We start from the raw sequence: 24,444 nt of genomic DNA, 5'->3' as shown, positions 1-24,444 counted from the left end.
GATCAGCGCCCCTTCCACACCGGCTTTCGCTTCTCGGCGAACGCCTTCAACCCTTCGACGCGGTCCTCGGAGTTCAAGGCGCGTTCCGCGATCGGGCCCTGCGCGGTCCATCCCGCCTCATCGGTCCAGTTCGCGGCCTGGAAGATGATCTCCTTCGACGCAGCGAGCGCGGTCGGGCCATTGACCAGGATCTCGTTGCCGAAGGCGATCGCCGCCTCGAGCGCGTGTCCGGGTTCGACGAGCCGGTTCACGAGGCCCAGGCGCTCGAAATACTCCGCGCCCTTGAACTGCCCGGTCAGCGCCAGCTCCATCGCGATATGATAGGGAATCCGCTTCGGCAGCCGGAACAGGCCGCCACCGATCGCAACGACGTTATGCCTGACCTCCGGCAGTCCCATCTTGGCGTCGCGCGCGGCGACGATGAGATCGCAGGACAGGCAAAGCTCGAGCCCGCCGCCGACCGCATAGCCCTCGACTGCCGCGATCAGCGGCTTGCGCGGCGGCCGGCGAAACAATCCGAAGCCACCGCGTTCGGTGACACCCCGCTCGCCGCGCGCCACCGCCTTGAGGTCGGCACCGGCCGAGAAGTTGCCGCCCGCACCGGTGATGACGCCCGCGAACAGCGCGTCCTCCGCGTCAAGCAAGTCCATCGCATCGGAGATGCCGCGCGCGAGCGCCGCGTTGCAGGCGTTGCGCGCCTCGGGACGGTTCAGGGTGACGACGAGGATGTGGCCGCGCCGCTCGGTCAGAACGACCTGTTCGTTCTCGGTGCTCATCGATGCGCCTCACAATGCGAAGGTAAAGCCGCCATTGACCGGATAGGTCTGGCCGGTGATCCATGCGCTCGCATCGGAGGCGAGAAACAGCACCATGTTGGCGACGTCGGACGGCAGGCCCGGGCGGCGGATGACGTACTTCTCCATCATCTTCTTCTGCATCTCGGGATTGGCCTTCAGCCGCGCCTCGATCGCCGGCGTCAGGGTCGCGGCAATCGCCACGCAATTCGCCGTGATGTTGTGGCGGCCGAGCGATCGCGCGACTGCGCGCGTGAAGCCCGCGGCGCCCGCCTTCGCACCTGAATAGACCTCGAGGCCCGCTTCGCCGGCGCGGCCGGCATCCGAAATGATGGTGACGATGCGGCCGCCCTTGCGTGCGATCATCTGCGGAATGCAGGCCGACGCGCAGTTGATCACCCCGTAGAGATTGACGCCGATGAAGCTGTTCCAGACCTCCGGGCCGGTCTCCCAGAACGGCTTGCGCGCATCGGGATCGGGCGTCGCACCGGCGTTGCCGGCATTGTTGACGAGCACGTCGATCGTGCCGAAGGCCTGCTCGGCCTTTCCGATCATCGCCTTCACCGAGGCGAGATCGGTGACGTCGGCCTGCGCCGCGATCGCCTTGCCGCCGGTGGCGTTGATTTCGCGCGCGACCTGCTCGGCGCGTTCAAGGAAGTAATCGTTGACGACAATGCCCGCCGCGTTGTGCGCGGCGAAATGCAGCGCGATCTGGCGCCCGACGCCCTGGCCGGCGCCGGTGATCAGCGTCACCTTGCCGTTCAAATCAAGGATGTCACTCATACGTTTCTCTCCCGTCCCTTCCAGTAGGGCTCGCGCAATTCGCGCTTGAGCAGCTTGCCCATGGTGTTGCGTGGCAGTTCGTCGACGATCGACAGCGTCCTGGGCCGCTTGTACGAAGCAAGGTGGTCGCGGCAGAATGCGAGGATCGCGGCCTCGTCGGTTTCGTGGCCCGGCTTCAGCTCGCAGAATGCCTTGACTTGCTCACCGAACTCGTCGTCGGGGATGCCGATGACAGCGACGTCCTGGACGTCGGGATGCCTGAGGATCGCCGCCTCGATTTCGGCCGGGTAGATGTTGACGCCGCCGGCAATGATCATGTCCTTGGCGCGATCGGTGATGAACAGATAGCCGTCGTCGTCGAGCATCCCGACGTCGCCGACCCGGAAATATCCGGCGTCGTCCCGCGTATCAGGTCCAAGCGGCTTGCCGTTCAGATAGGAGCGGATCGTCACCGGCGTCCTGATCCAGATCTCGCCGGACTGGTTGCGCGGCAGCTCGCGCCCGTCGGCATCGCGAATCGAGATGTCGACATGCTTGTGCGGCCGACCGCTCGAGCCGGGCTTGCGCTCCTGCATCTCCGGCGGCAGGAAGCTGATCATGCCGACCTCGGTAGCGCCGTAGCCTTCACCGAGGACGCCGCTGCCGAAGGTGCGGATGATCCAGCGCTTGAGCTCATAGGGCACCGGGGCCGCGCCGACCGACAGCGCGCGGATCGACGACACGTCGTAGGTATCGAGCACGTCCTTCGGCAGCGCCGCGAGGCGCTTGTACATGGTGGGGACGCCGGTCCAGTTGGTGACGCGATGCTGCGCGACCAGGCGAAGCGCGGCCTCGGGATCGAAACGGCGCATCATGACAGTCGGATTGCCGAGCTGGATCGCGCCCCAGACCTGGGACGGGCCAGCGCCGTGATGCAGCGGCAGCGTCAGCAGCGACACGCCGCCGGGCTGGCCGCGCCGGGTCGATGCAACGTCAGAGAGATATTCGCTGGTGCGCGCATCCATCTGCACGCCCGGCTGCAACACCGAGACCACGCCCTTGGGCAGGCCGGTGGTGCCCGAGGTGTAGAGGATCAGCGGCGGCCGTCCGGTTGAATGCAGTGCCGGCTCTGCGGAGGCGTCGAGAAGATCGGAGAATGCGACGAACCCGGGCGACGCGGCACCGATCGAGACCGCGAGCTTGATCGGCAAACCTTCGAATGCGGGCTTCAACGCCGAAGGATCCTCATCGTCGCAGACGACGACCTGGGCGCCGCTGTTAGACAGCACATACTGCGTCTCCGACGGCGTCAGCCGCCAGTTCAGGCCGAGCAGCGAGCAGCGCAGCTTGCCGATCGCCTCGCTTAGAACAGGCCACTCGATCCGGATCTGGGTCCGCAGCACGACGATGTCGCCGGCGACGACGCCCCGGGCCGCAAGGCCATGCGCAACGCGGTTCGCGGCGTCGTTGAGCTGCGACCAGGTCATCTGGCGATCGCCCTCGATGAAAGCGACATCATCCGGACGGTTGGCGGCCCAATACTCGACGCTGTTCGGCAGAATGCTCATTTCGCCAGCCTTCCTTCGACCGTGGCAATGAAGCAGGCGCTGATAGCCTCAAGATCGACGCCCTCCGGATCGACCAGCCACTGCGCGACTGATCCGCGCAGACCGGCGAGGATCAGCGCGCTCTCGGTTTCCAGATCGATGTCGGGGCGCAACCGGCCCGCGGCGATCCCTGCCTTGAGACCCGCGGCGATCTCGCCCCGCGTTTCGCGATTGAGCTTGGCGACGGTGGCGGTGATCGGCGGTACGGTGAGCGCGCCGGCCAGCACGGCGTGAAACGCGCGCGCCATGACAGGCGTTCGGGCCGGCATCACGAAGTAGTATTTGAACGACGCGATCAGGCCGTCATATCCGGTCAGCTCCGGCGAAGCGGCGCGGCGGTCGTTGATGAATGAATCGATGATGTACGCGCCGAGCGCCGACAGCAGGTCCGCTTTGGTCTTGAAATAGTGCGACGGCAATCCGCGGCTGTAGCCGGCGCGCGCACCTGCCTCCGCCAGCGTGATCGCCTCGAGTCCATTCTCAGCGACGATCAGCGCGGCGGCTTCAAGGATCCGCCGCTCCGCTTCGTCGCGTCGCTCGACCTGCGTCCGCCGAGACACGGGCGCCTCGTCTCGCGATTCCTGCGCGCGTCGAACTGCTCGTGCCATTCAGCTTCGCTCCCTTTGCCGTGCGGCGACTTCTTGCTTGCATTCAAGCTAGAATAATGTTTGTTGGTCAGTCAACAAGTTTCTTTGGAGGAAACGCATGCGACCGAACAAGCTATTGAAACCAGGCCTTTATTCCGAAGGCTCGAGCGATCGGGATGGCACGACTGTCCGCCTTAGGGGCGGCCGATGCCACTGCGGCTACGTCTTCTTCCCGATGCAGACCTATGGCTGCGAGCGCTGCGGCAGCTATGGGGACGCGCTCACGCCCTGCGAACTATCGGCCGAAGGCACGCTGCTTGCGGAAGCGACCGTTCACCTGCACGCCGACAAGAACCGCCTGGCCCCCTTCACCATCGTCAAGGTCGCGCTCGATGACGGCCCCGTCATCCGCACCCTGCTGGCCGACGACAGCGCACCGGTTGCGCCGGGCCAGCGCGTGACGGGCAGACTCGTTCCGACGACGCAGAACGAGAGCGGCGAGACCGTGCTCGATCTTCGTTTCAGCATCGCATCCTGATCGACCCGGAGGTTCGCCATGGCACGATCACTCAACGAACTGCGGCCGGTCTACGTCGTCGGCATCGGCTGGCATCGCTATCAGAACCCGAGCGAGACACCCTATGTGGAGCTCGGCCTCACCGCGATCCGCTCAGCGCTTGCAGATGCGCGCATCGAATGGCCCACGGTGGAATCGAGCTATGTCGCGACCGCGCTGCTCGGTATGGCGTCGGGGCGGCCGATGCTGCGCCATCTCGGCGCGACCGGTGCGCCGCTGATGCATGTCGAGAACGCTTCGGCCTCCGGATCGACCGCGTTCCGCCACGCCTGCATCGAGGTCGCAAGCGGCATCTCCGACGTCGCGCTGGCGGTCGGCGTCGACAAGCGCAATCCGGTGCGGCGCTCGGACACCGGCATCGGAAACCTTGCCGAAGACGCGATCGTTCCCTTCACGCATTTTGCGCTGCTGACCAATGAATACGCGGTCCGCCACAACGCATCGACTGAGGACATCGCACGGGTCGCGGTGAAGAACCATCGCAACGGGGCGAAGAATCCCAATGCGCAGCGGCAGCAGGAGCGCACGCTCGACGAGGTGCTCGGCGGCAAGCGGGTGTCGGGATCGCTAACGGCACTGCAATGCACGCCGATCGGCGAAGGCGCTGCGGCCGTGATCGTCGCATCCGAGGACGGCATTCGCAGGCTCGGCATCGACGCCGGCCGCGCTATTCGCACCACGGCGTCCGTCGGCTGCAGCGAGCGGGTCTATCCGCCCGGCGCCGGCTTCGACGCGGCGCTCACCAAGGAGACCGCAGACCTCGCCTTGGCGCAGGCCAAGCTGACGCCTGGGGATCTCGACATCATCGAGCTGCACGACGCCTTCACGGTGGAGGAACTGCACTACATCGAGAGCATCGGCCTCTGTCCCGAAGGGCACGGCGTTCGCATGCTGAAGGAGGGCGCGCTCGATATCGGCGGGCAATGCGCGATCAACCCTTCCGGCGGCCTGATCGCGATGGGGCATCCGATCGGCCCGACCGGCATCGGCCAGATCGGCGAGATCGTCATTCAGCTGCGCGGTGAAGCGGGCCCGCGCCAGCATGGCGGCGCGCGAACCGGGCTGGCGCATATGGTTGGCGTGGGCGCGGTCTGTTACGTGCACATCCTGCAGAAGTGACGCTTCGCCGCGATGGCCCTACGCGCGCTGGCGCAGCGGCCGCGCGGCATCCTTCGCCGGCACCGGCATGGTGAAACCGTACAGGAACAGGTCCACCACCATGTCGGCGAACTCACTGGGGTCGATCCCGCCCTTGGGGTCGTACCAGGTGTGGCTGAAGTTCAGGATGCCGAACAGCATCATGCTGTAGATCTTCTTGGTCCGCTTGACGATCTTGCTCTCCTTGTCGAGCTTGACCAGGAGATCGGAGACCGTGTCGACGAGCTGGCGCTCCAACGCCTTGATCGCGTCCTGCTCGGTCTCGCCGAGGAAAGAGAGGTCGTTGAGGATCACGCGCTGCTCGTCGCTCGAGCGCGCATTGAGCGCGACGATGGCCTGAATCGCGGCGCGGAACTGCTCCAGCGTCGTCGTTTTGCCGGCCATCGCGGCCTCGACGTCGGCGATCATCTCGCGGATATGCGCATCGAGGATCGCGAACAGGATCGCTTCCTTGGAGTCGAAATAGTGATACAGCGCGCCGCGCGACAGCTTGCAGGCGTCAGCAAGGTCGGCGATCGAGGCACGCATATAGCCCTGCCGCGCGAACAGGCCGCAGGCGGTGGTGAGAATGCCCTGCTGGATCTCGTCGTAATTCTCTGAGCGCGTCCGCGCCATTACAGTCTCTCTCGTCCACCGCTGACGCCGCCGGAATCGGGCGGCTTCCGTCTCTCTATACTATTGCCGCCGCGCGCTCCTCCCCTTTGCGGGCACCATCCACCACAACTCGTCTATCTGGCGCGGCGGGATCATTGACCTGCGTCAAAAAATAATTTGAACGACCGGTCGGATTATATTAGGCTGCTCGTCATCAAGCAAGCGGATTGCGCACGCCGGAACCAATCCGGCGGCACGGAGGGAGGCTGCGCGTGGATGCTCAGAGGATCGATGCTGTCGTGATCGGAGCCGGCGCCGGCGGGCTGTGCGCTGCGGCGCGTCTCGCCCATGGCGGGCTGCATACGCTCGTCGTCGACGACAAGGACCGGCTCGGCGGCCGTGCCTCGACCGAGGAGATCGACGGCTTCAAGGTCAATATCGGCGCGATCGCGATCGAGTTCGGTGGGGTGTTCGAGGAGACCTTCCACACCGTCGGCGCGCCGCTCGATATCCGCGCGCCGGAGCCTGCGAGCTCGTTCTTCATCGACGGCAAGGTGATCGATGTCGGCCGCGGCGGCTGGTCGCTGCTGCTGGGGCAACTCACCAAGCAGGCCTCGCGCATCCTGGAGAAGTTCGCCGACGCCCGCTCCGGCAATCTGCCCGACGGACGGCAATCGACCGAGGACTGGCTGAAAGGCTACACCAGCAACGCCACGGTGCACGCGCTGTTCCGCAATCTCTGCGCGGCGATCTTCGCCTGCAACGCCGCCGAGCTGCCTGCCCGCGCCTTCCTCACCTATTTCACCAGCAAGGGCGCCTTCAAGAAATTCGGCTTCTGCCCGCAAGGCACGATCGGCGTCTGGAACAGCCTCGGTAGCGCGATCAGGCGCAACGGCGACATCTGGCTCGACACGCCGGCGACGACGATCCACACCACCAACGGCCGTGTCGAAGGCGTCACCGTGCTGCGCAACGGCGAGAAGGTGCGGATCGACACCGACCTCGTCATCAGCAATGCCGGCCCGAAAGCCACTGTCGCGCTCGCGGGCAGCGATGCGTTCCCGCCCGATTATATCGCCAAGGTGAAGAACGATCTGCGCCCGGCCGCCAATATCGTCATCAACGTCGCCAGCCGCGAGCCGCTGATCAACCATCCCGGCATCGTCACCTTCGGCAAGACGCGCCGGCTCTGCAACATGGCCAATCTGTCCGCGACCTGTCCGGAGCTGGCGCCGCCTGGCTGGCATCTCTACGTCGCCTATGCCGTGCCGGTACCCGCGCTCGGCGATTTCGATGGCGATGCCGAGGTCGCGCTCGCGCTGGAAGACCTGCGCGAGCAGTTCGCCAATTTCGACCAGGCAAAAATCCTGTCGATCCGGGTGATGCGGGACGACTGGCCGGCGCAACGCAGCTGCGCGGGTTACGATCTGCCGCGCGAAACCGGCATCGAGGGCCTGTGGTGCGTCGGCGACGCGGTGAAGCAGTATGGCAATGGCGGCACCCAGGCCTGCGCCGAGACCGCCAAGATCGTCACCGATGCGATCCTCGCCGCGCGCCCGCGTCGTTCGGCCGGCCGGGTCTGAGCGCGATGCCGACGACTGTCCCGCATCCGACGCCGCAGGCAGCGCCACAGGCGAAGCCGGCGCCGGATACTCTGCTCGAATTCCGCAACAACCGGATCGTCTACGACAACGCGATCGAGGCGATCCGCGATGTCTCGATCGCCGTGCCTGAAGGCAACATCGTCGCTTTGCTTGGCTCCAACGGCGCCGGCAAGTCGACGTTGCTGAAGGCGATGTCCGGCATCCTCTACACCGAGGAAGGCGTGATCGAGAACGGCAGCATCCGTTTTCGCAACGAAGAGGTGCATCGCCTCGCGCCGGACGAGCTGGTCCGCCGCGGCATCGTGCAGGTGCCGGAGGGACGCCGCGTGTTCGCGGCGCTGACCATCGACGAGAATTTGCAGATGGGCGGCTACACACGAACCGGCGCCGAGGCGCGCGAGCGCCGCGACAAGGTGTTCGCGCTGTTTCCACGCCTGTTTGAGCGACGCGACCAGATCGCCGGCTACATGTCCGGCGGCGAGCAGCAGATGCTCGCCATCGGCCGCGCGCTGATGACCGATCCGGTGCTGCTGGCGCTCGACGAGCCGTCGCTCGGCCTTGCGCCCCTGATCATCGATCGCATCTACGAGGTGATCGTCCGCCTGCGCGACGAACTGAAGATGACCGTGCTGCTGGTCGAGCAGAACGCGCAGCGCGCGCTCGATATCGCCGACTACGGCTACATCCTGGAGACCGGCCGCGTCGTGCTCGACGGCACGGCCAAAAATCTCACCGCCAACGAGGACGTCCGGGAATTCTATCTCGGCGTCTCCTCGTCCGGCCGCAAGAGCCTGCGCGACGTCAAGCATTACAAGCGGCGCAAGCGGTGGCTGTCGTGACCGCGCTGCTCGCGATCGAGAATCTGTCGAAACGCTTCGGCGGCCTGCACGCGGTCGCCGATGTCAGTCTGCAGGTGAACTCTGGCGAGATCTGCAGCGTGATCGGGCCGAACGGCGCCGGCAAGACCACGCTGTTCAACATGATCTCGGGCGTGCTGCGGCCGAGCGGCGGCCGCATCAGCTTCGACGGCATCGACCTTGCGACCATTTCACCGTGGAAGTTCGCAGCCGTCGGCATCGGTCGGACCTTCCAGAATCTCGCACTGTTCAAGCACGGCACCGTGGTCGAGAACATCCTGACCGGCCGCCACACCCATTTGCGCTCGACCGTGCTCGATGCCGTGGTGTTCTTCGGCCGCACCCGCAAGGAGGAGATCGCGGCGCGGCAGCGCGTCGAACACATCATCGAATTCCTCGAGGTCGAGCACATCAGGGATGCCGTGGTCGGCACCCTGTCCTACGGCCAGCAGAAACGCGTCGAGCTCGCCCGGGCGCTCGCCTGCGAGCCGAAACTGCTGCTGCTCGACGAGATGGTCTCCGGCATGAACCAGGAGGAGACCGAGGATATCGCGCGCTTCGTGCTCGATATCCGTGACGAGCTCGGCATCACCGTCGTGATGATCGAGCATGAGATGCGCATCGTGATGGACATCTCCGACCGCATCCATGTGCTGAACTTCGGGCGCAAAATCGCCGAGGGGACGCCCGACGAGATCAGGCGCGATCCCGCGGTCGCGGAGGCCTATCTCGGCGGCCAGCGCGGCGGGGCGATGAAGGTGGGCGCGTGATGTCGACGCTGGACAGCTTTCGCACCGTTCATCCGCCGTTGCAGGCCACCGCGCGCACCGCGCCGCTGGCAAGCGTCGATGCGCTCCAGACAGCGCTCGAGGACGCCGCCATCACCATCCCGCAATTGCTGCGGCAGCGCGCCGCCATGCATGGCGAGGCGTTAGCGCTGCGCGAGAAGGACTACGGCATCTGGAACCCGTATTCCTGGCGGCACTATTACGAGACCGCGCGTGCAGTCGCGTTGGGCCTGCTCTCGCTCGGCATCAAGCCGGGCGATCGCATCGCCATCGCCGGCGAGAACACGCCGGAATGGTTTTATGCCGATCTCGGCGCCCAGATGATCGGCGCGGTCGCGGTCGGCATCTATCCGACCAATCCCTGGGTCGAGCTGCAATACATCGTCAAGCATTCCGGCGCGCGCGTCCTCGTCACCGGCGACCAGGAGCAGACCGACAAGGTGCTCGACGCGATGGCCAACAACGGCGGCCTGCCGGAGCTCGAGGCCATCATCTGCATCGACATGAAGGGGCTGCGGCACTACCGCCACTCGGAGCTGATGTCGTTCGAGGCCCTCTGCGAGCGCGGCAAAGCCCATGCGCAGCAGAACCCGGACGCCGATGCCACGCTCGACCGGCTGATCAGCCAGGCCGCGCCCGACGATGTCTGCATCCTCGTCTACACCTCGGGCACGACGGGTCCGCCCAAGGGCGCGATGCTGACCCATCGCAACCTCGTCTACGCCGCCTATGCCTATGCCAAGACCGTCGGGATCGCCGACAAGCCGTTCGAGGCCGTGAGCTATCTGCCCCTGTGCCACGTCGCCGAGCGCTGCTACGGCACGGTGACGCATCTGGTGCTCGGCGGCACCGTGTCCTTTGCCGAATCGATCGACACGGTCGCGGTCAACATTCGCGAGATCGCGCCAACCTTCTTCGTCGGCGTGCCCCGCATCTACGAGAAGCTGCAGCAGGGCTTTCTGTTCCGGCTCGGCGAGAGCGGCAGGCTGCGGCAAGGTTTTACAAGAGCCTGCGTCGCCTGGGGCCGCAGGCTGTCCGACCGACGGCAGGCCGGCAAGGCCAACCTGCTCGATCGCGCCGCGTTCGGCCTGCTCTACCTGCTGATGTTCCGCAATCTGCAGCGCCATCTCGGTTTCGCCTACAGCCGGCACCGGCTGTGCGCCGGCGCCTCGATCTCGCCGGAGACGCTGCGCTTTTTCGACATCATCGGCCGCCCGGTGTCGCAGGGCTACGGCCTCACCGAGAGCGGCGGCGTTGCCTTCATCCAGACCGAGAGCCATCACCGGATCGGTGGCTGCGGCATCCCGCTGCCGCAGACCGAATGGAAACTCGACAGCGACGGCGAGATCCTGCTGCGCAACCCCGGCGTCTTCAAGGGTTACTTCCTCGACGAGAACGCCTCGACGGCATCGCTGGAACAAGGCGGCTGGCTGCGCACCGGCGACATCATCGACATCCTCGATAATGGCGAAATCGCCGTGGTCGACCGCAAGAAGGCGATCATCATCACCGCCGGCGGCAAGAACATCGCGCCATCGGAGATCGAGAACGCGCTGAAGGATTCCGAGTTCATCAAGGAAGCGATCGTGGTCGGCGAGGCCCGGAAGTACCTCGGCGCCATCATCCAGGTCGATTACGACAATGTCGGCCGCTGGGCACGCGACCGCGCGCTGGCCTACACCAACTACAAATCGCTGTCGCAGCTGCCTGACGTGCACGAGCTGGTCGAGCGCATCGTGGGCGAGACCAACAAGCGGTTCGCCCGGGTCGAGAACATCAGGCGCTTCGCCATCCTGGAGAAGGAGCTCGACCACGACGACGGCGAGCTCACCGCGACGCAGAAGGTACGCCGCGCCACGATCGAGAAGAAGTTCGCCCGCGAGCTCGCCATCATCTACCAGGCGGAGGGCTGAGTGCAGTATCTGATCCAGCTGCTGATCTCGGGGCTCGCGATCGGCGCGATCTACGGCCTGATAGCGATGGGCTTTGCGGTGATCTACAAATCGACCGGGCTGGTCAATTTCGCACAGGGCGAGATGACCATGATCACCGCCTATATCGCCTGGACGATCTCGACCACGGTGAGCGGCAATGTATTCGTCGTCGCAATCGGCGCCATCCTGGCGGCGGTCGTGCTCGGCCTCGTCATCGAGCGGCTGGTGATGCGGCCGATGCTGGGCGAGCCGGTGTTCGCGACCGTGATGGTGACGATCGGGCTCGCAGTGATCCTGCGCTCGGCGATCAACTTCATCTGGGACGCCTACCCGCACGGTCTCGATATCGGCATGGGCCGCAGCGTCGTACATCTCGGCGGCATCGGCGTGCGCACCGGCCAGCTTGCCGTGATCGCGACGCTGCTTCTGCTGCTCGCGGCGATCTGGGCGTTCTTCCGCTACAGCAAGGTCGGTGTCGCGATGCGCGCGGTCGCGGCCGACGACCGCACCGCGCTCCTGATGGGCATCAGCGCGACGAAGGTCCATGCGCTGGCCTGGGCCGCGTCCTCCGTGATCGCCGGCATCGGCGGCGTGTTCTTCGCACTGTCCTACGATCTGTCGCCGGCCATGTTCCAGCTCGGGCTGAAGGCGTTTCCGGCCACGATCCTGGGAGGTCTCGATGCCGTGCTGGGGTCCGGCCTCGGCGGCCTGCTGATCGGCATCACGGAAAATCTGGCCGGCGGCTATCTCGGCTCAGGGATGAAGGAGGTCGCGGGCTTTGCCATGATCATCGTGGTGCTGATGGTCCGCCCGTTCGGCATCTTCGGCGAACGCGATATCGAGAGGGTGTGATGCGGACCGGCGATTACAAGCAGAGCTACGGCGAGCTGGTTGCACTGATCGATTCCCCGCCGGTCTGGCTATGGTCGGCGGTGCTGCTGTTGGGACTGATCGCCGCGCCCTATCTGCTGAACTCCTACGCGCTATCGTTCCTGATGATCATCCTGATCACGGTGACCGGCGCGCTCGGGCTCAACATCCTGACCGGCTACACCGGCCTGATCTCGCTCGGCCATGTCGGCTTTCTCGTCACCGGCGCCTATGCCTATGCGGTGCTGGTGTCGAAATATCAGATGCCGCCGCTGGTCGGCTTCCTCGGCGCCGGCGTGGTGCCGGCGCTGGCGAGCCTGATCGTCGGTGCGCCGTCGCTGCGGCTGAAGGGGCTCTATCTCGCCGTCACCACACTCGCCTTCTCCTTCATCATCAATACGGTGATCCTGGAGATGCGCTGGCTCACCAACGGCGCCCGCGGCATCCAGGTGCAGCGGCCCGAGATCTTCGGCATCAGTTTCGACGGCGATGCCGCCTTTGCCTATCTCTGTCTTGCGATCGCGGCGCTGACGCTTTTCGCCACCCTCAACATCCGCCGCAGCCGGGTCGGCCGCGCCTTCGTCGCGATCCGGGACAACGACACCGCGGCCCGCGTCATGGGCATCAATCTGCACGCCTACAAGCTGTTCGCCTTCGTCACCTCGGCCTTCATCACCGGCATCGCCGGCGCGCTCTACGGCATCTATCTGTCGTTCGTCAGTGTGGAGGGCTTTCCGTTCCTGCTCTCGATCGAGGCGCTGGCGATCCTGATCGTCGGCGGGCTGGGCTCGGCGCTCGGCGCGGTGCTCGGCACCATCCTGATCGTGCTGCTGCCGGAGGCGACACGACTCGTCTTCAGCCTGTTCAGCGCGCAGATGGACGCGACCTTCACGACCGGCGCGCAGGAGCTGAAGAGCATGCTCTACGGTCTCGTCATCATCCTGTTCCTGCGCTTCCAGCCTCGCGGGCTGGTCGGCGCCTGGCACGACATCAAGCGGGCCTGGGTGCACTGGCCGCTGCGCTACTAACCAAGAAAAGCGACACAACACCATGAGGAGGAGACAATGATCAAATATCTGGCGGCAGCCTCGCTGCTGCTCACCACCGCCTGTCTCGTCGCCGGCCCGGCTCGCGCCGCCGATCCCGGGATCACCGACACCGAGATCCTGATCGGCGACGTCGAGCCGCTGACCGGCCCGCCGGCGTTGCTCGGCGTCGCGGCCTCGCTCGGCCACAAGATCGCGATCGCGGAGGCCAACGCCGCCGGCGGCATCAACGGCCGCAAGATCAAATATGTGCTGGAAGACGACGGCTACGTCACCGCGCGCACCATCCAGGGTGTCAAGAAGGTGATCGACGTCGACAAGGTCTTCGCGATGATCGGCATCTCCGGTTCGGGCCAGTCGATCGCCGTGATGCCCGTGCTGGAGAAGTCGGGCATCCCGACCGTGATCGACGTCGCGCCGGTCAAGCACCTCTGGGAGCCGCCGCGCAAGAACGTGTTCGTGGTCGGACAATCCTATGAGGAGGGCATCGTCCACCTCGTCAACTTCCTGGCCGACAAGAACCCGGGCAAGAAGTGGGGCCTGATCACCCAGGACGACGATTACGGCATCACGGTGCGCGACGGCTTCGATAGCGTGGTCAAGGCCAAGAAGCTGAACGTCGTCTACAGCGGCAATTACAAGAAAGGCCAGCAGGACTTCTCGTCCGACATGCTGCAGCTGAAGGACTCCGGCGCCGAGGTGTTCCTGGCCGGCGGCATCATCGCCGAGAACATCGCGATGATGAAGGAGATCGAGAAGCTCGGCATCAAGCCGGTGACCGGCATCTTCTGGCCCGGCCGGATCGAGCCGGTGCTGAAGCTGATGGGCCCGGCCGGCGACGGTATCTATGCGGTCGACTATGTCGAGCCGTTCGCAGGCGCGGCCGGCAAGGCGTTCCTGGAGAAAGCGAAGCCACTCGTATCGGAGGCCGAGTTCAAGGGCATCAACCGCTACACCATGACGGGCTACGCTGCCGCGAAAGTACTGATCGCGGCGATCGAGCGCTGCGGCAAGCAGCCGACCTGGGCCTGCACCATCTCGGAGCTGGAGAAGACCAAGAATGTCGAGACCGGCGTGATGGCGCCGATCAGCTTCGGCCCCGGCGTCCGCTTCTCCAACCAGAAGCTGCAGATCATGCAGGCCGATACGGCCACGCTCAGCTTCAAGCCGGTGAACTAGATCAATGAAGGTCCTGATCGTCTTCGCCCATCAGGAGGCGCAGTCATTCAACACCGCATTGCTGGCGCGGTCGGTGGCGGAGCTCACCGCGCTCGGGCATACGGTCAGGATCTCCGACCTCTACGCAATGGGCTTCAATCCGGTGGCGACCGCGGACGACTTCGGCGAGCGACGCTTTCCCGACCGCCTGCAATATGACCGCGAGCAGAAGTACAATCTGCAACAGGGAACACTCAGCGGCGACATCGCCGCCGAGATCGAGAAGCTATTGTGGTGCGACGTCCTGATCCTACAATTTCCGCTGTGGTGGTTCTCCGTCCCCGCCATCATGAAGGGCTGGATCGACCGCGTCTTCGTCAATGGCGCGGTCTATGGCAGTGGCCGCCGCTACGACACCGGCGGCCTCGCCGGCCGCCGCGCCATGGTTGTGACCTCGACCGCCGCCTATCCGGGCATGTGCGCGCCCGACGGCCTGGTCGGCGCGCTCGACGTGGTGTTATGGCCGATCCAGAACGGCATGCTGGCCTATGCCGGCTGCAAGGTACTGCCGCCTTTCGTGTCCTATTCGGTGAACTTCGTCGACGAGACGACGCGGCATCGCTATCTCGACGACTACGCCGAGCGGCTGCGGCAGCTCGAGACCACCGAGCCGCTGTTCTTCCATCCGCTGGCGGATTTCGGCGAGGACTGGCGGCTGAAGCCCGGGATCGCCGCGCAGGCGGTCGGCCAGGGTAAGCATACCAGTTGATCGTTCCGCCGCGGTGCCACGTGCAACTTGAGTAACCGCCAAGCGCACCGCCCGGCGAACCCGCTTCACCCGTCCACAACTCAACGCTGCACGTATTGCATACATTTATCAACGCGCGACGGCGCGTTTGTTAACATTTGGACGGCATTCCTTTTCCCGCATCGGGTCGGGGAAATTGGAGAGTTCGATGAACGGCGATTGGATGTCGGTTTTGCTCTCGTGGTGGCCGTTCGTCATGCTTATCGGCGCGTGGATCCTGATCGTTCGCCTGAACCGCCAACGCACAGCGTCCGGGCTCTCCGTCGTCGAGCTTTATGAGCAACAAATCGCCGAGACCCGGCGTACGAACGCCATCCTGGAGAAGATCGCGGACGCACTCCACAAGGGCTCCGCGAACTGAATATCCGAGTGGTGGAGGCCGCGGTCGCAACGCCCGGTTCACATCCGCTTGGCGACTTCTTCCAGCATTACCTCGGTGGCGCCGCCGCCGATCGTCAGCACCCGGGCGTCGCGCACCATGCGCTCGATCGCTGTGCCGCGCATGAAGCCTGAGCCGCCATGCAGCTGCAGGCAGCCATGCACGACCTCGTGCAGTACCTCGGGCGACAACGCCTTGACCATCGACACCTCGCGGAGACATTCCTTCCCGGCCGCCGCGAGCTCGGCGGCCTGATAGGCCAGCGCCCGCGCGGCCGCCGCCTTCGCAGCGAGCTGGGCGAGCTTCATCCGCACGCCCTGCTGGTTCCAGAGCGGGCCGCCGAACGCCTGCCGCGTCTTCACATAATTCGTCGTCAGCTCGATCGCCTTGGCCGATTCGCCGGCGCAGATGCCGCCGATGCAGATCCGCTCGTTCTGGAAGGTCTCCATGATGCCATAGAAGCCCTTGTTCTCCTCGCCAAGCAGATTCTCCGCCGGCACGCGGACGTCCTGGAAGCCGAGCTCGGCAGTATCCGAGCAGAGCCAGCCATGCTTGTCGAGCTTGGTCGCCGTGATGCCCGGCGTGTTGCGTTCAACGATGAACAGCGAAATTCCGCGACTGCCCTTGGCATGCGGATCGGTGCGCGCGGCGACGATCAGGATATCGCCATAGACCGCGTTGGTGATGAACATTTTCGCGCCGTTGATCACCCAATGATCGCCGTCACGGCGCGCGCGGGTCTTGAGGCCTGCGACGTCGGAGCCGGCATCGGGCTCGGTCACCGCGATCGAGCAGACCGTCTCGCCGCGAATGATCGCCGGGAGATACTTCCGCTTCTGCTCAGGCGTGCCGCGCAAGGAGATGTGCACCGCAGACATGTCGGTGTGTACGAGGATCGACGAGGTGAAGCCGCCGAAGCTCGAACGGCCGAGCTCCTCGGCGAACACCATCGAGGCCAGCGGCCCCATGTCGGTGCCGCCATATTCGGTCGCGTGGCGCATGCCGAGGAAGCCGAGCGCGCCCATGCGGCGATAGATTTCGCGCGGGATCTTGCCGTCGCGCTCCCACGCATCGGCATGCGGCACCACCTCCTTCTCGACGAAGCGGCGGACCTGCTCGCGCAGCATGCGCAGTTCTTCGGGCAGGTTGGGCGGCTCCGGGAAATGGAATTCGGTCTCAGCGAGCTGGCGCGGGTCCGACGTCATGACGTTCATTGTGGCGCCCTCTCTGGGGTAATGTGAAGATGGTTGCGCAAGAATTTTGCCAGCGATGCGATCGCCTCGCGCGCCTGCGCAATCTCCGGGAACATCTGGAAGACGTGGATCATGCCGTCCCAGACCTGGAGTTCGACGTCGACGCCGGCCGCCTTGGCGCGCGCAGCGAGTTCCACTGAATCGTCGCGGACGGTTTCGCGGTCGCCGACCTGCACCAACAGCGGCGGCAGGCCGGCGAGATCGGCATAGAGCGGCGAGGCCAATGGATCGCTGACATCGCCGTCCTTGCCGAGATAGTTCTTCGCCAGCGCCAGGATCATGGCACGCTGGTGGATCGGATCGGCCTCCGCCCTGCTCTCATAGCTGGCGCCGGTCGCGGCGAGATCGGTCCAGGGTGACATCAGCATGCCAGCGGCCGGGAGCGGCAGGCTGCGATCACGCGCGGCGAGCATCGCAGCGAGCACGAGATTGCCGCCGGCGGAGTCACCGGCGAGGGCGATATCCGCCGCATGCAATCCCTGATCGCGCAGATATCGATAGGCCGTCAACGCATCATCCAGCGCTGCCGGAAAGCGGTGCTCCGGCGCAAGCCGATAATCGATCGCGAGCACGCGACAGCCGGATGCATCGGCGATCCGCGCGATCAGATCGCGATGCGAGGCGACCGAGCCAATGCGGAAGGCGCCGCCGTGAAAATAGAGGATCGCCTTGTCACGCGATGCGTTGGCGGGCACGATCCATTCGCCATCGACGCCGCCGGCAGAGACCGGCCGACACGTCACCGGCACCGAGCAGCCGGCAAAGGCAGCATCCCAATCGCTCCGCATCTGCGCCACGGTCGTTTCGCGGGTCCAGTTCCGATAGATTGCGCGCAGGCGCTCGATCGCACGTTCGACCGGATCGATTGCGATATCGTCGCCCGCGCTCGCCATCTCAGCCGCCGATGCCCATGCCGCCGGACACGCCGAGCGTCTCGCCGGTGATATAGGCTGCCTGGTCGGAAGCCAGGAACAGCGCAGCGGCCGCGACCTCCTCCGGCTCGCCGAGGCGGCCGAGCAGCGTCGCGCCGGTCATCGCCTGCAGGATCTTGTCGCCGCCCTTGGCGACCGCCCGCTCGAGCATCGGCGTGCGGATCGGCCCCGGCGCGATCGCATTCGCAGTGATGCGAAACCGCGCATTCTCCCGCGCGATGCTCCGGGTGAAGGAGATCACGCCGCCCTTGGCTGCGGAATAAACCGCGCCGCCCTTGGAGCCGAGCCGCGCCGCCTCCGATGTGACGTTGATGATGCGGCCAAAACGCGCCGCCTGCATTGCCGGCAGGGCGGCATGCGTGCAAGCCAACACCGAGGTGAGGTTGACCGCGATCAGCCGGGCCCAATCCTCCGCACTGGTGTCGGTGAAGAAGGCGTGCTGATCGATGCCGGCATTGTTGACGACGATGTCGAACGGGCCGTCCTGCGTCATCACGGCCTGCACCGCCGTGGCGTCGCTGACGTCGAGCCCCGCGACCCCGGCATGGATCTCGCGCGCAAGTTCAGAGGCTGCGGCGACATCGAGATCGGCGACCACGACTCGGGCGCCGGCGCCGGCAAAGCTGCGCGCGATCGCAGCACCAATGCCGCGCGCGCCGCCGGAGACGAAGGCACGGCGTCCGTCGAGGCGTCCGAATGGCAAGGTCGCCACCTCAGCGCCCCGTGAACACTGGTTTGCGCCGCTCGATCACGGCGGCGAGCCCTTCGCGAGCATCGGCCATGCCCGAGAGCTCGGCAACGGTGCGGGCCTCTTCCGACAGGCACTGCTCGATGCTGGTGCCGGTGCCGGCCCAGACCAGCCGCTTGGTCGCCGCCAACGCTTTCGGCGCACCGTCAGCAAGCTCGCGCGCCAGCGCGAGCGATGCATCGGCGAGCTCGGCGTCGGGCACGACCTTGGTGACGATGCCCATCTGCAAGGCTTCGGCTGCCGGGATCACCGGATTGGTCAGCAGGATCGACATCGCCCGCCGCAACCCGACCAGCCGCGACAACGTGACCGAGACGCCGGCATCTGGCGCCATCGCCACCCGCGTCGCACCCGCAAGGAATTTGGCGGACTCTGCCGCAATCACGATGTCGGAGGCGCAGACCAAGCCGAAGCCACCGCCGCCCGCTGCAAAACCCTGCACCGATGCGATCACCGGCGCCTCGAGGCGCAGCAATCCGGTCACCGCATTCTGCAGATAGGCGGTGGCCTGCCGGATATAGTCCGGCAGCTTCTCGCCCTTGGAGGCAAAGGCGCGGACATCGCCGCCGGCGCAGAAATTGGCGCCCTCACCGGTCAGCAGCACCACGCGCAAATCCGGATGGCCGTGGCACAGCATGATGGCTTCACACAGCGCGCTCAGGAGCTCGGCGCTCATGCCGTTGGCTGCATCAGGGCGGTTGAGCCGCAGCCGCGCGATGCCGTCGGTGATGTCGAGCAGGACGGGGCCCTTGTCGATCATGGCGAGACCTTCCCTAGACCAGAAACGAGAGCGTGTAGATCGCCTTGTCATTGTTGACGAGAATGACCTTCTTGTGGGCCATCCGCAATTCACCATCGACATGACGCAGCCGGTATTCGTTGCGCGCCGCCCATAGCGTATCGTCGCGCAGGCTCGACTCGAAAATCAGGCTGTTGCTGGCGACCGTGATGTCGCCATTATCAGGCTGCTCGTCCATCAATTCGATGTTGGAGATCAGTCGGCGCAAATTCGACTGCGGCGTCTGGGTGAAATGCTTGCCGGTCATCAGCTGCCGGACGCGTAGCGCGATCCGCGAGCGGTTGTCGTAGATGATCGACATCTGCCGCTCCGGGTCGATGTCGGCGCCGTTGGCCGGCACCCAGTAGACGCCGTCGTCGGTCCAGAGCTTTTCCCAGGCCTCGTATTGATGCTCGTCCTGAAGCCGCGCCTCGCGATAGAGGAAGGCGGTGATGGCGCTCATCAACGTGGCGCTGCTTTCGCGCGACAGCATCAAACCGGCTCCATCAGCTTGCGATAATGGGTCCAGATGCCGCGCGACGGCACCTCGTCGGTGACGTGCCCGACGGTGAAGCCGAGTTCGTCCCGCCGCTCGCGCTTCTCGCCGCGACCGAGGAAGATCCATTCCGGATTGCGCGCCAGCACGCCGCGATGGCAGCGCTCATACATCTCGGAATCATCCGCGAGCAGGAAACCGGCCGGGCCGACCGAGCCCATGGTCTGCTGGCGCAGCCTCCGGTTCAGATCGGGCGCGCCCTTGAATTGCAGTGCGGTGACGTGCTGCACGCTGTCGTCGACGCCGAGCGGCTGGATCACGAACATCTGGATCTCGGCGATGAACAGGTTCGGGAAGATCATCACATGCGGCGTGCCGTCGATCATGATCTCGCGCGCCGCGGTGTCGCCATACGCCCTCTTCATCCGTGCCGTATAGTCCGGCAGCCGTTCTTCGCTTGTCCCGAACCAGCTCATCGGCGCATCGCGTTTGCGGAACTCGGGCCGCAGGTCGATCTCGGTATGGCCGTTGCCATAATCGCGCGTCAGCGCAGTCGAGGCACCGCCATAGAGCTTGCCGATCATGCTGTCGGCGACGCCGAAGATCGAGGTGTGCACGAAGGCCGGGTGATAGCCGTCGCACTCGTTCTCCAGGATGAACTTCCAGTTCGCCTTGACGCGGTGCTTGAGGAAGCCCGCCGTGATCTCGACCTCACCCTCCGGCGAGGTGCGCACCAGTCGATCGATGGTCTCCGCGGCACCGCCGAGATGCTCCTTCAGCGTCGGACCATCGGCCGCGAACGAGCCGAACACGAAGCCGCGGTAGGAGTCGACGCGCGTCACCCGCCCGAGCGCGAGCTGCGCCTTGTCCTGCCCCTCGTAGCCGTCAGGGAAGGCATAGCCGACCAGCCGGCCATCATTGGCAAAGGTCCAGGAATGGAACGGGCAGGTGAACGAACGCGCATTGCCGCGCTCAAAGGAGCAGACCTGGTTGCCGCGGTGCGAGCAGCGGTTGAGCAGCAGATTGACCTTGCCCTGCTCGTCGCGCGTCATGATCACGGATTGCGGGCCGATCGACTTGACCACGTAGTCGTTGGCGTTCGGCACCTCGCTCTCGTGGCCGACATAGACCCAGGTGCGGTACCAGATGTGCTTGAGCTCGGCCTCGAAGATCTCGGGATCGGTGTAGAGCGATCCGTGCACCCGGTCGGGCCGGATCAGCCGCTCCCATGGCGAGACGCCGGTCATCATGTTCATCACTCCGTCTCCCTCGCCCGCCACCTGCCTGCGGATGTCCTGCCGGTCGCCAATAATAATCCGAACGACCGTTCGATCAATGAATAACACGCGTGCGGCGGACCGGCAAGCTTCTTGTGATCTCCGCTGCTGTTCCGGAGCAACGCGCAAAGATGCAATTCCCGGTGGTCGCGGGCGCGCCTCAGCCCTGTGCCGCGCCACCGTCACCGCCCGCGATCTGCTGCAACATCGATTTCGGCGTCGTCGCAAGCTCGATCTTGAGCTGGTCGCAGATCGCACGCCGCAGCAGGCGTTCGATCTCGTTCGCGGCAACGCGGTCCGCCGCACGCGCGCCCTCACCGCTGGCCCAGAGCAGGAGTTGCCCGAGCCGCCGGTCGCCGTCGTCGCGCAACGCCTCGATCGCGGCGGCATCAGAGTTGTCGCCATGAATGCGGGGCGTCGCGGGAATCTCCGGATGCGCCATGCCATTGGCCAATCGCCTGATCGCGGCGAAGGTGTCGTCTTGCAGGCTCACTTGCTCCAGCAGCGGCCCGGCCTTCCAGTCGGCGGCGAGCTTCAGCCCGTTCAGCGCGTAGATCGCGGAGAACACCTGACCGCGGACGAAATCGTCGCCGCTGTTCGGCACGACATGGCTCTGCAAGGCATCGATGATGCCGTCGATCAACCGCTCGAAAGATGCACTCATGCCGCGGCCTCCAATGCGCGCTCGAAGGCCCGCACGATCGAGGGCATCTGGCTTGCCATCACCGCAAGCCGCATGTCATTGAAACGGTCGACCTCGAAGGCGCGCACCGCGCACATCTGGATCGCGGCGGCCTGATAGAGCGCATAGGCCTCGTAGAATGCGAGGCTGCGGTCGGAAACCGCGATGCCCGAGGCGCCCTGATAGAGATCGATCACCTCGGCGCGCTCGAGCACGCCGTAGAGCTTGCGGCTTCGGGCATTGAACGTCGGCATCAGCGCCCAGGCCAGGTCCTCATGGGGATCGCCGAGATGGGTCAGCTCCCAATCGAGGATCGCCGTGATCCGCCCCTCGTGCTCGATGAAGTTTCCGATCCGGTAGTCGCCGTGCACAATGGTACGGCGCGGCGGCTGTGGGCAATTGTCGTGAAGCCAGCGGCCGCCCCAATCGAGCAGCGGATAGTATCGCGCCGTCGGGCGCGCGAGCGAGGCGCGCCAGCCGCCGATCGCGCGCAGCTCGGCGCGCTCTTCGCCCTGCTGCAGCAACGCAAATGGCGTCGTGCCGGCGTCGATCCGGTGCAGCGACGCGAGGATCTCGACGAACTGCCGCGCGATCGCGCGCTTGTGCTGCGGATCGAGCCCGCTCGCCGCCCAGGGCGCCGGAACATCGCCCTCGACGTGCTGGCAGATGAAGAAGGGAAAGCCGATCTCGGCGCCATCCTGTTCGAACGACACCAGCGCCGGAATGGGAACGCCCGTGCCGGCCAGCGCTTGCAGCGCATAGACCTGCGGCAGCACGGTGTACGGCGCGAACAGGCCGTTCGGCGGACCGACGCGGAGGATCAACTTGCGGTCCCCATCGGCCGAGCGCGCCACGAAAGCGTAGGTAATCCAGGAGAAGCCCGACGATTTGCGGCCGAAGCTTATGATCTCCATCCGCTCCCCGGATATCCGCGACATATATCGTGCGAGCGCACCGCGTACTGCGTCGTCATTCACGACCACGGGGCGCGTGGGCGCCGACGCCGCATCGGCCAGATCGTCCGATCGTTTCGCAGCTTCCTGCATCAATTGACCGACCTCATATAGCCCTGCCACTTCTCCTCGCGCAGCGCCGACTTCATGATCTTGCCGGAGCCGGTCAGCGGCAGCGGCTCAAGCCGGATGTCGACCGAGCGTGGGCATTTGTAACCCGCGATCAGCGTGCGGCAATGCGCGATCACAGTCTCGGAATCGAGCCGCGCGCCATCCTTCGGGACCACGATCGCGTGCACCGCCTCGCCCCATTGCGGATCAGGCACCGCGATAACGGCGCATTCCTTGACCTGCTCATGCTGGAAGATCGCGTTCTCCACCTCACCGGAATAGACGTTCTCACCGCCGGAGACGATCATGTCCTTCAGGCGATCGACGATATAGACAAAGCCGTCCTCGTCCATCCAGGCGCCGTCGCCGGTGTGCAGCCAGCCATTGCGCAGCACGCGGGCGCTTTCCTCTGGCTTGCGCCAATAGCCGAGCATCACGCCGGCGCCGCGGATTGCGATCTCGCCGACCGTGCCGCGAGGAAGCTCGTTGCCCGCGGGATCGACGATGCGGATCTCGACACCAGGAGCCGCCCGGCCCGCCGACTTGCGCTTGCCTGCCAGCGGGCCTTCCAGCGCGTGGTATTCCCAGGGTAGGATCGTCGCGAGCGCCGCGCTCTCGGTCATGCCGTAGCCCTGGTGGAAGCGCCAGCTCGGCAATACTCGCATCAGCTTGACCAGCAGCGCGTCCGGCATCGGCGAGGCGCCATACTCGCAATCCCTGACGCTGCTCAGATCATATTTGCCGAACGACGGATGATTGAGCATCATGTTGAGCATGGTCGGCACGAACAGACAGTAGTCCACCCTGTGCTCGGCGATCGTCTGCATCGCGAGTTCGGGTTCGAATTTCGGGATGGTGACATGCGTGCCGCCGACCAAAGTGAGCGCGATCATCGGCGAGGTGCCGGCGAGATGGAACATGCCGGCCGAATGCAGATATCTGGTGTCCTCGCGGAAGCGGAGCGCATAGATCCAGACCAGCGATTCATAGATGATGTTGGCGTGCGACAGCATCACACCCTTGGGGAAGCCCGTGGTGCCGCCGGTGTAGAAGATGCCGGCAAGATCGTTGTAGGCGCCGGAGGCATCCTCGATCGGCGCCTGCGCAACGAGTTCGTCATAGCTCTGCATGCCCACCGGGACCTCGCCCTCGTCCAGATAGATCGTCGCGGTGAGTGACTTCGCCCCCTTCAGCGCTGATGCAATTTCGGCAAAGGCCTTGTCGACCAGCAACAGCCTTGGCGTGGAATCATCGATCGCATAGGCGTTCTCGGCAACCGCCCAGCGCGTGTTGAGCGGCACCGCGACCGCACCCGCCCAAGCGATGGCATAAAGCGCCTCGATATAGAGATCGCTGTTGTGCGCCAGGATGGCGACCCGATCCCCGGCCTCGATGCCGAGCCGCCGCAGGCCGCCCGCGGCACATGCGACGCGCCGGCCGATCTCCTTCCAGCTCCGCGATCGTCCGGCATGGATGGTGCCGGGTGCATCCTTGCGCAACTGCACCGCCGAGATGAGCGCCTGCGTCAGCTTCATGTTTCCTCCTCACCGCCAGGCAGCCGCGCACGCGCGGATGTTTCCGTCACGCGCGAGGCCGATATCCCTGCCCGGAGATTCCAGTTGATAATCCGGACAGACGGTCTATTATTACATAGCCGACGCGACGGGTAAAGCCTTTGAAGGCCCCGCCGC

At 65.3% G+C, this 24,444-nt stretch carries 25 protein-coding genes; 11 read left to right on the top strand and 14 right to left on the bottom strand.

Annotated features, from left to right (window positions below):
• Nucleotides 1–2: 2 nt before the first annotated feature.
• The 4 genes from CK489_RS18845 to CK489_RS18830 are packed head-to-tail and all read right to left on the bottom strand — an operon-like array spanning nt 3 to nt 3,723.
• The gene (locus CK489_RS18845; RefSeq protein ID WP_050627684.1) at nt 3–776 is read right to left on the bottom strand and encodes a crotonase/enoyl-CoA hydratase family protein; all 774 of its coding nucleotides are present in this window, start codon (nt 774–776) and stop codon (nt 3–5) included.
• 9 nt (nt 777–785) lie between these two features.
• Complete coding sequence (locus tag CK489_RS18840) at nt 786–1,577, bottom strand: SDR family NAD(P)-dependent oxidoreductase (protein WP_050627685.1); 792 nt, start codon at nt 1,575–1,577, stop codon at nt 786–788.
• Entirely contained in the window at nt 1,574–3,124 is a 1,551-nt protein-coding gene (locus CK489_RS18835) for a class I adenylate-forming enzyme family protein (protein WP_095733272.1), read from the bottom strand. Before CK489_RS18835 ends, CK489_RS18840 begins: the two co-directional genes overlap by 4 nt.
• A complete protein-coding gene (locus tag CK489_RS18830) occupies nt 3,121–3,723 on the bottom strand; it encodes a TetR/AcrR family transcriptional regulator (RefSeq protein WP_158226470.1) in 603 nt (200 codons plus the stop codon). The genes CK489_RS18835 and CK489_RS18830 overlap by 4 nt, the downstream gene beginning before the upstream one ends.
• Before the next feature lie 145 nt (nt 3,724–3,868).
• Here CK489_RS18830 and CK489_RS18825 point away from each other — a divergent pair, with 145 nt between their 5' ends.
• Complete coding sequence (locus CK489_RS18825) at nt 3,869–4,288, top strand: Zn-ribbon domain-containing OB-fold protein (protein ID WP_143278187.1); 420 nt, start codon at nt 3,869–3,871, stop codon at nt 4,286–4,288.
• Between the two features lie 18 nt (nt 4,289–4,306).
• Entirely contained in the window at nt 4,307–5,446 is a 1,140-nt protein-coding gene (locus tag CK489_RS18820; RefSeq protein WP_095733269.1) for a thiolase family protein, read from the top strand.
• 18 nt (nt 5,447–5,464) lie between these two features.
• Here the strand turns inward: CK489_RS18820 and CK489_RS18815 are convergent, their stop codons facing one another.
• Complete coding sequence (locus CK489_RS18815) at nt 5,465–6,100, bottom strand: TetR/AcrR family transcriptional regulator (RefSeq protein ID WP_095733268.1); 636 nt, start codon at nt 6,098–6,100, stop codon at nt 5,465–5,467.
• 251 nt (nt 6,101–6,351) lie between these two features.
• Between CK489_RS18815 and CK489_RS18810 the strand changes: the two genes are divergently transcribed.
• The 9 genes from CK489_RS18810 to CK489_RS18770 all read left to right on the top strand — a co-directional run bounded on the left by CK489_RS18810 (nt 6,352) and on the right by CK489_RS18770 (nt 15,505).
• Nucleotides 6,352–7,662, top strand: a complete 1,311-nt coding sequence (locus CK489_RS18810) for a phytoene desaturase family protein (protein WP_245350418.1) — start codon at nt 6,352–6,354, stop codon at nt 7,660–7,662.
• 5 nt (nt 7,663–7,667) lie between these two features.
• Nucleotides 7,668–8,522: an ABC transporter ATP-binding protein gene (locus tag CK489_RS18805; protein WP_095733267.1), complete on the top strand. Its 855-nt coding sequence runs from the start codon at nt 7,668–7,670 to the stop codon at nt 8,520–8,522.
• Nucleotides 8,519–9,310, top strand: a complete 792-nt coding sequence (locus CK489_RS18800) for an ABC transporter ATP-binding protein (RefSeq protein ID WP_095733707.1) — start codon at nt 8,519–8,521, stop codon at nt 9,308–9,310. Before CK489_RS18805 ends, CK489_RS18800 begins: the two co-directional genes overlap by 4 nt.
• Complete coding sequence (locus CK489_RS18795; protein WP_095733266.1) at nt 9,310–11,241, top strand: AMP-dependent synthetase/ligase; 1,932 nt, start codon at nt 9,310–9,312, stop codon at nt 11,239–11,241. The genes CK489_RS18800 and CK489_RS18795 overlap by 1 nt, the downstream gene beginning before the upstream one ends.
• On the top strand, nt 11,242–12,114 hold the full coding sequence (locus CK489_RS18790) for a branched-chain amino acid ABC transporter permease (RefSeq protein WP_095733265.1): 873 nt from the start codon (nt 11,242–11,244) through the stop codon (nt 12,112–12,114).
• The gene (locus CK489_RS18785) at nt 12,114–13,160 is read left to right on the top strand and encodes a branched-chain amino acid ABC transporter permease (RefSeq protein ID WP_095733264.1); all 1,047 of its coding nucleotides are present in this window, start codon (nt 12,114–12,116) and stop codon (nt 13,158–13,160) included. Before CK489_RS18790 ends, CK489_RS18785 begins: the two co-directional genes overlap by 1 nt.
• A 36-nt stretch (nt 13,161–13,196) precedes the next feature.
• A complete protein-coding gene (locus tag CK489_RS18780) occupies nt 13,197–14,357 on the top strand; it encodes an ABC transporter substrate-binding protein (protein ID WP_095733263.1) in 1,161 nt (386 codons plus the stop codon).
• 4 nt (nt 14,358–14,361) lie between these two features.
• Nucleotides 14,362–15,105, top strand: a complete 744-nt coding sequence (locus tag CK489_RS18775; RefSeq protein ID WP_050627694.1) for an NAD(P)H-dependent oxidoreductase — start codon at nt 14,362–14,364, stop codon at nt 15,103–15,105.
• Between the two features lie 187 nt (nt 15,106–15,292).
• Nucleotides 15,293–15,505: a hypothetical protein gene (locus CK489_RS18770; protein WP_050627695.1), complete on the top strand. Its 213-nt coding sequence runs from the start codon at nt 15,293–15,295 to the stop codon at nt 15,503–15,505.
• Nucleotides 15,506–15,543: 38 nt separating this feature from the next.
• On the opposite strand, the gene CK489_RS18765 is transcribed toward CK489_RS18770, so the two are convergent.
• The 9 genes from CK489_RS18765 to CK489_RS18725 all read right to left on the bottom strand — a co-directional run bounded on the left by CK489_RS18765 (nt 15,544) and on the right by CK489_RS18725 (nt 24,288).
• Nucleotides 15,544–16,737, bottom strand: a complete 1,194-nt coding sequence (locus tag CK489_RS18765) for an acyl-CoA dehydrogenase family protein (protein WP_095733262.1) — start codon at nt 16,735–16,737, stop codon at nt 15,544–15,546.
• Nucleotides 16,734–17,669 (bottom strand): alpha/beta hydrolase, encoded by a 936-nt coding sequence (locus tag CK489_RS18760; RefSeq protein ID WP_095733261.1) that lies wholly within the window; start codon nt 17,667–17,669, stop codon nt 16,734–16,736. The genes CK489_RS18765 and CK489_RS18760 overlap by 4 nt, the downstream gene beginning before the upstream one ends.
• A gap of 1 nt (nt 17,670) precedes the next feature.
• The gene (locus tag CK489_RS18755) at nt 17,671–18,420 is read right to left on the bottom strand and encodes an SDR family NAD(P)-dependent oxidoreductase (RefSeq protein WP_095733260.1); all 750 of its coding nucleotides are present in this window, start codon (nt 18,418–18,420) and stop codon (nt 17,671–17,673) included.
• 1 nt (nt 18,421) lies between these two features.
• On the bottom strand, nt 18,422–19,216 hold the full coding sequence (locus CK489_RS18750) for an enoyl-CoA hydratase/isomerase family protein (protein WP_095733259.1): 795 nt from the start codon (nt 19,214–19,216) through the stop codon (nt 18,422–18,424).
• Between the two features lie 13 nt (nt 19,217–19,229).
• Nucleotides 19,230–19,727 (bottom strand): aromatic-ring-hydroxylating dioxygenase subunit beta, encoded by a 498-nt coding sequence (locus CK489_RS18745; RefSeq protein WP_095733258.1) that lies wholly within the window; start codon nt 19,725–19,727, stop codon nt 19,230–19,232.
• Complete coding sequence (locus CK489_RS18740) at nt 19,727–20,986, bottom strand: aromatic ring-hydroxylating oxygenase subunit alpha (protein WP_095733257.1); 1,260 nt, start codon at nt 20,984–20,986, stop codon at nt 19,727–19,729. The genes CK489_RS18745 and CK489_RS18740 overlap by 1 nt, the downstream gene beginning before the upstream one ends.
• A gap of 181 nt (nt 20,987–21,167) precedes the next feature.
• A complete protein-coding gene (locus CK489_RS18735; protein ID WP_050627701.1) occupies nt 21,168–21,671 on the bottom strand; it encodes a hypothetical protein in 504 nt (167 codons plus the stop codon).
• Nucleotides 21,668–22,603, bottom strand: coding sequence for a phosphotransferase family protein (locus tag CK489_RS18730; protein ID WP_158226469.1), 936 nt, complete (start codon nt 22,601–22,603; stop codon nt 21,668–21,670). The genes CK489_RS18735 and CK489_RS18730 overlap by 4 nt, the downstream gene beginning before the upstream one ends.
• Nucleotides 22,604–22,734: 131 nt before the next feature.
• Nucleotides 22,735–24,288: an acyl-CoA synthetase gene (locus CK489_RS18725; protein ID WP_095733255.1), complete on the bottom strand. Its 1,554-nt coding sequence runs from the start codon at nt 24,286–24,288 to the stop codon at nt 22,735–22,737.
• Nucleotides 24,289–24,444: the final 156 nt, after the last annotated feature.

It is taken from the genome of Bradyrhizobium sp. UFLA03-84, from assembly GCF_002289535.1.
Classification (GTDB): domain Bacteria; phylum Pseudomonadota; class Alphaproteobacteria; order Rhizobiales; family Xanthobacteraceae; genus Bradyrhizobium; species Bradyrhizobium viridifuturi.
Note: the sequence above shows the minus strand (reverse complement) of the source record. Positions and strands in the feature narration are given on the sequence as shown.

Coding starts and splice junctions, on each gene's coding strand:
- CK489_RS18845 (WP_050627684.1), bottom strand. CDS start 776: ATGAGCACCGAGAACGAACAGGTCGTTCTGACCGAGCGGCGCGGCCAC.
- CK489_RS18840 (WP_050627685.1), bottom strand. CDS start 1,577: ATGAGTGACATCCTTGATTTGAACGGCAAGGTGACGCTGATCACCGGC.
- CK489_RS18835 (WP_095733272.1), bottom strand. CDS start 3,124: ATGAGCATTCTGCCGAACAGCGTCGAGTATTGGGCCGCCAACCGTCCG.
- CK489_RS18825 (WP_143278187.1), top strand. CDS start 3,869: ATGCGACCGAACAAGCTATTGAAACCAGGCCTTTATTCCGAAGGCTCG.
- CK489_RS18820 (WP_095733269.1), top strand. CDS start 4,307: ATGGCACGATCACTCAACGAACTGCGGCCGGTCTACGTCGTCGGCATC.
- CK489_RS18815 (WP_095733268.1), bottom strand. CDS start 6,100: ATGGCGCGGACGCGCTCAGAGAATTACGACGAGATCCAGCAGGGCATT.
- CK489_RS18805 (WP_095733267.1), top strand. CDS start 7,668: ATGCCGACGACTGTCCCGCATCCGACGCCGCAGGCAGCGCCACAGGCG.
- CK489_RS18795 (WP_095733266.1), top strand. CDS start 9,310: ATGTCGACGCTGGACAGCTTTCGCACCGTTCATCCGCCGTTGCAGGCC.
- CK489_RS18785 (WP_095733264.1), top strand. CDS start 12,114: ATGCGGACCGGCGATTACAAGCAGAGCTACGGCGAGCTGGTTGCACTG.
- CK489_RS18780 (WP_095733263.1), top strand. CDS start 13,197: ATGATCAAATATCTGGCGGCAGCCTCGCTGCTGCTCACCACCGCCTGT.
- CK489_RS18775 (WP_050627694.1), top strand. CDS start 14,362: ATGAAGGTCCTGATCGTCTTCGCCCATCAGGAGGCGCAGTCATTCAAC.
- CK489_RS18770 (WP_050627695.1), top strand. CDS start 15,293: ATGAACGGCGATTGGATGTCGGTTTTGCTCTCGTGGTGGCCGTTCGTC.
- CK489_RS18765 (WP_095733262.1), bottom strand. CDS start 16,737: ATGAACGTCATGACGTCGGACCCGCGCCAGCTCGCTGAGACCGAATTC.
- CK489_RS18760 (WP_095733261.1), bottom strand. CDS start 17,669: ATGGCGAGCGCGGGCGACGATATCGCAATCGATCCGGTCGAACGTGCG.
- CK489_RS18750 (WP_095733259.1), bottom strand. CDS start 19,216: ATGATCGACAAGGGCCCCGTCCTGCTCGACATCACCGACGGCATCGCG.
- CK489_RS18745 (WP_095733258.1), bottom strand. CDS start 19,727: ATGCTGTCGCGCGAAAGCAGCGCCACGTTGATGAGCGCCATCACCGCC.
- CK489_RS18740 (WP_095733257.1), bottom strand. CDS start 20,986: ATGAACATGATGACCGGCGTCTCGCCATGGGAGCGGCTGATCCGGCCC.
- CK489_RS18735 (WP_050627701.1), bottom strand. CDS start 21,671: ATGAGTGCATCTTTCGAGCGGTTGATCGACGGCATCATCGATGCCTTG.
- CK489_RS18730 (WP_158226469.1), bottom strand. CDS start 22,603: ATGGAGATCATAAGCTTCGGCCGCAAATCGTCGGGCTTCTCCTGGATT.
- CK489_RS18725 (WP_095733255.1), bottom strand. CDS start 24,288: ATGAAGCTGACGCAGGCGCTCATCTCGGCGGTGCAGTTGCGCAAGGAT.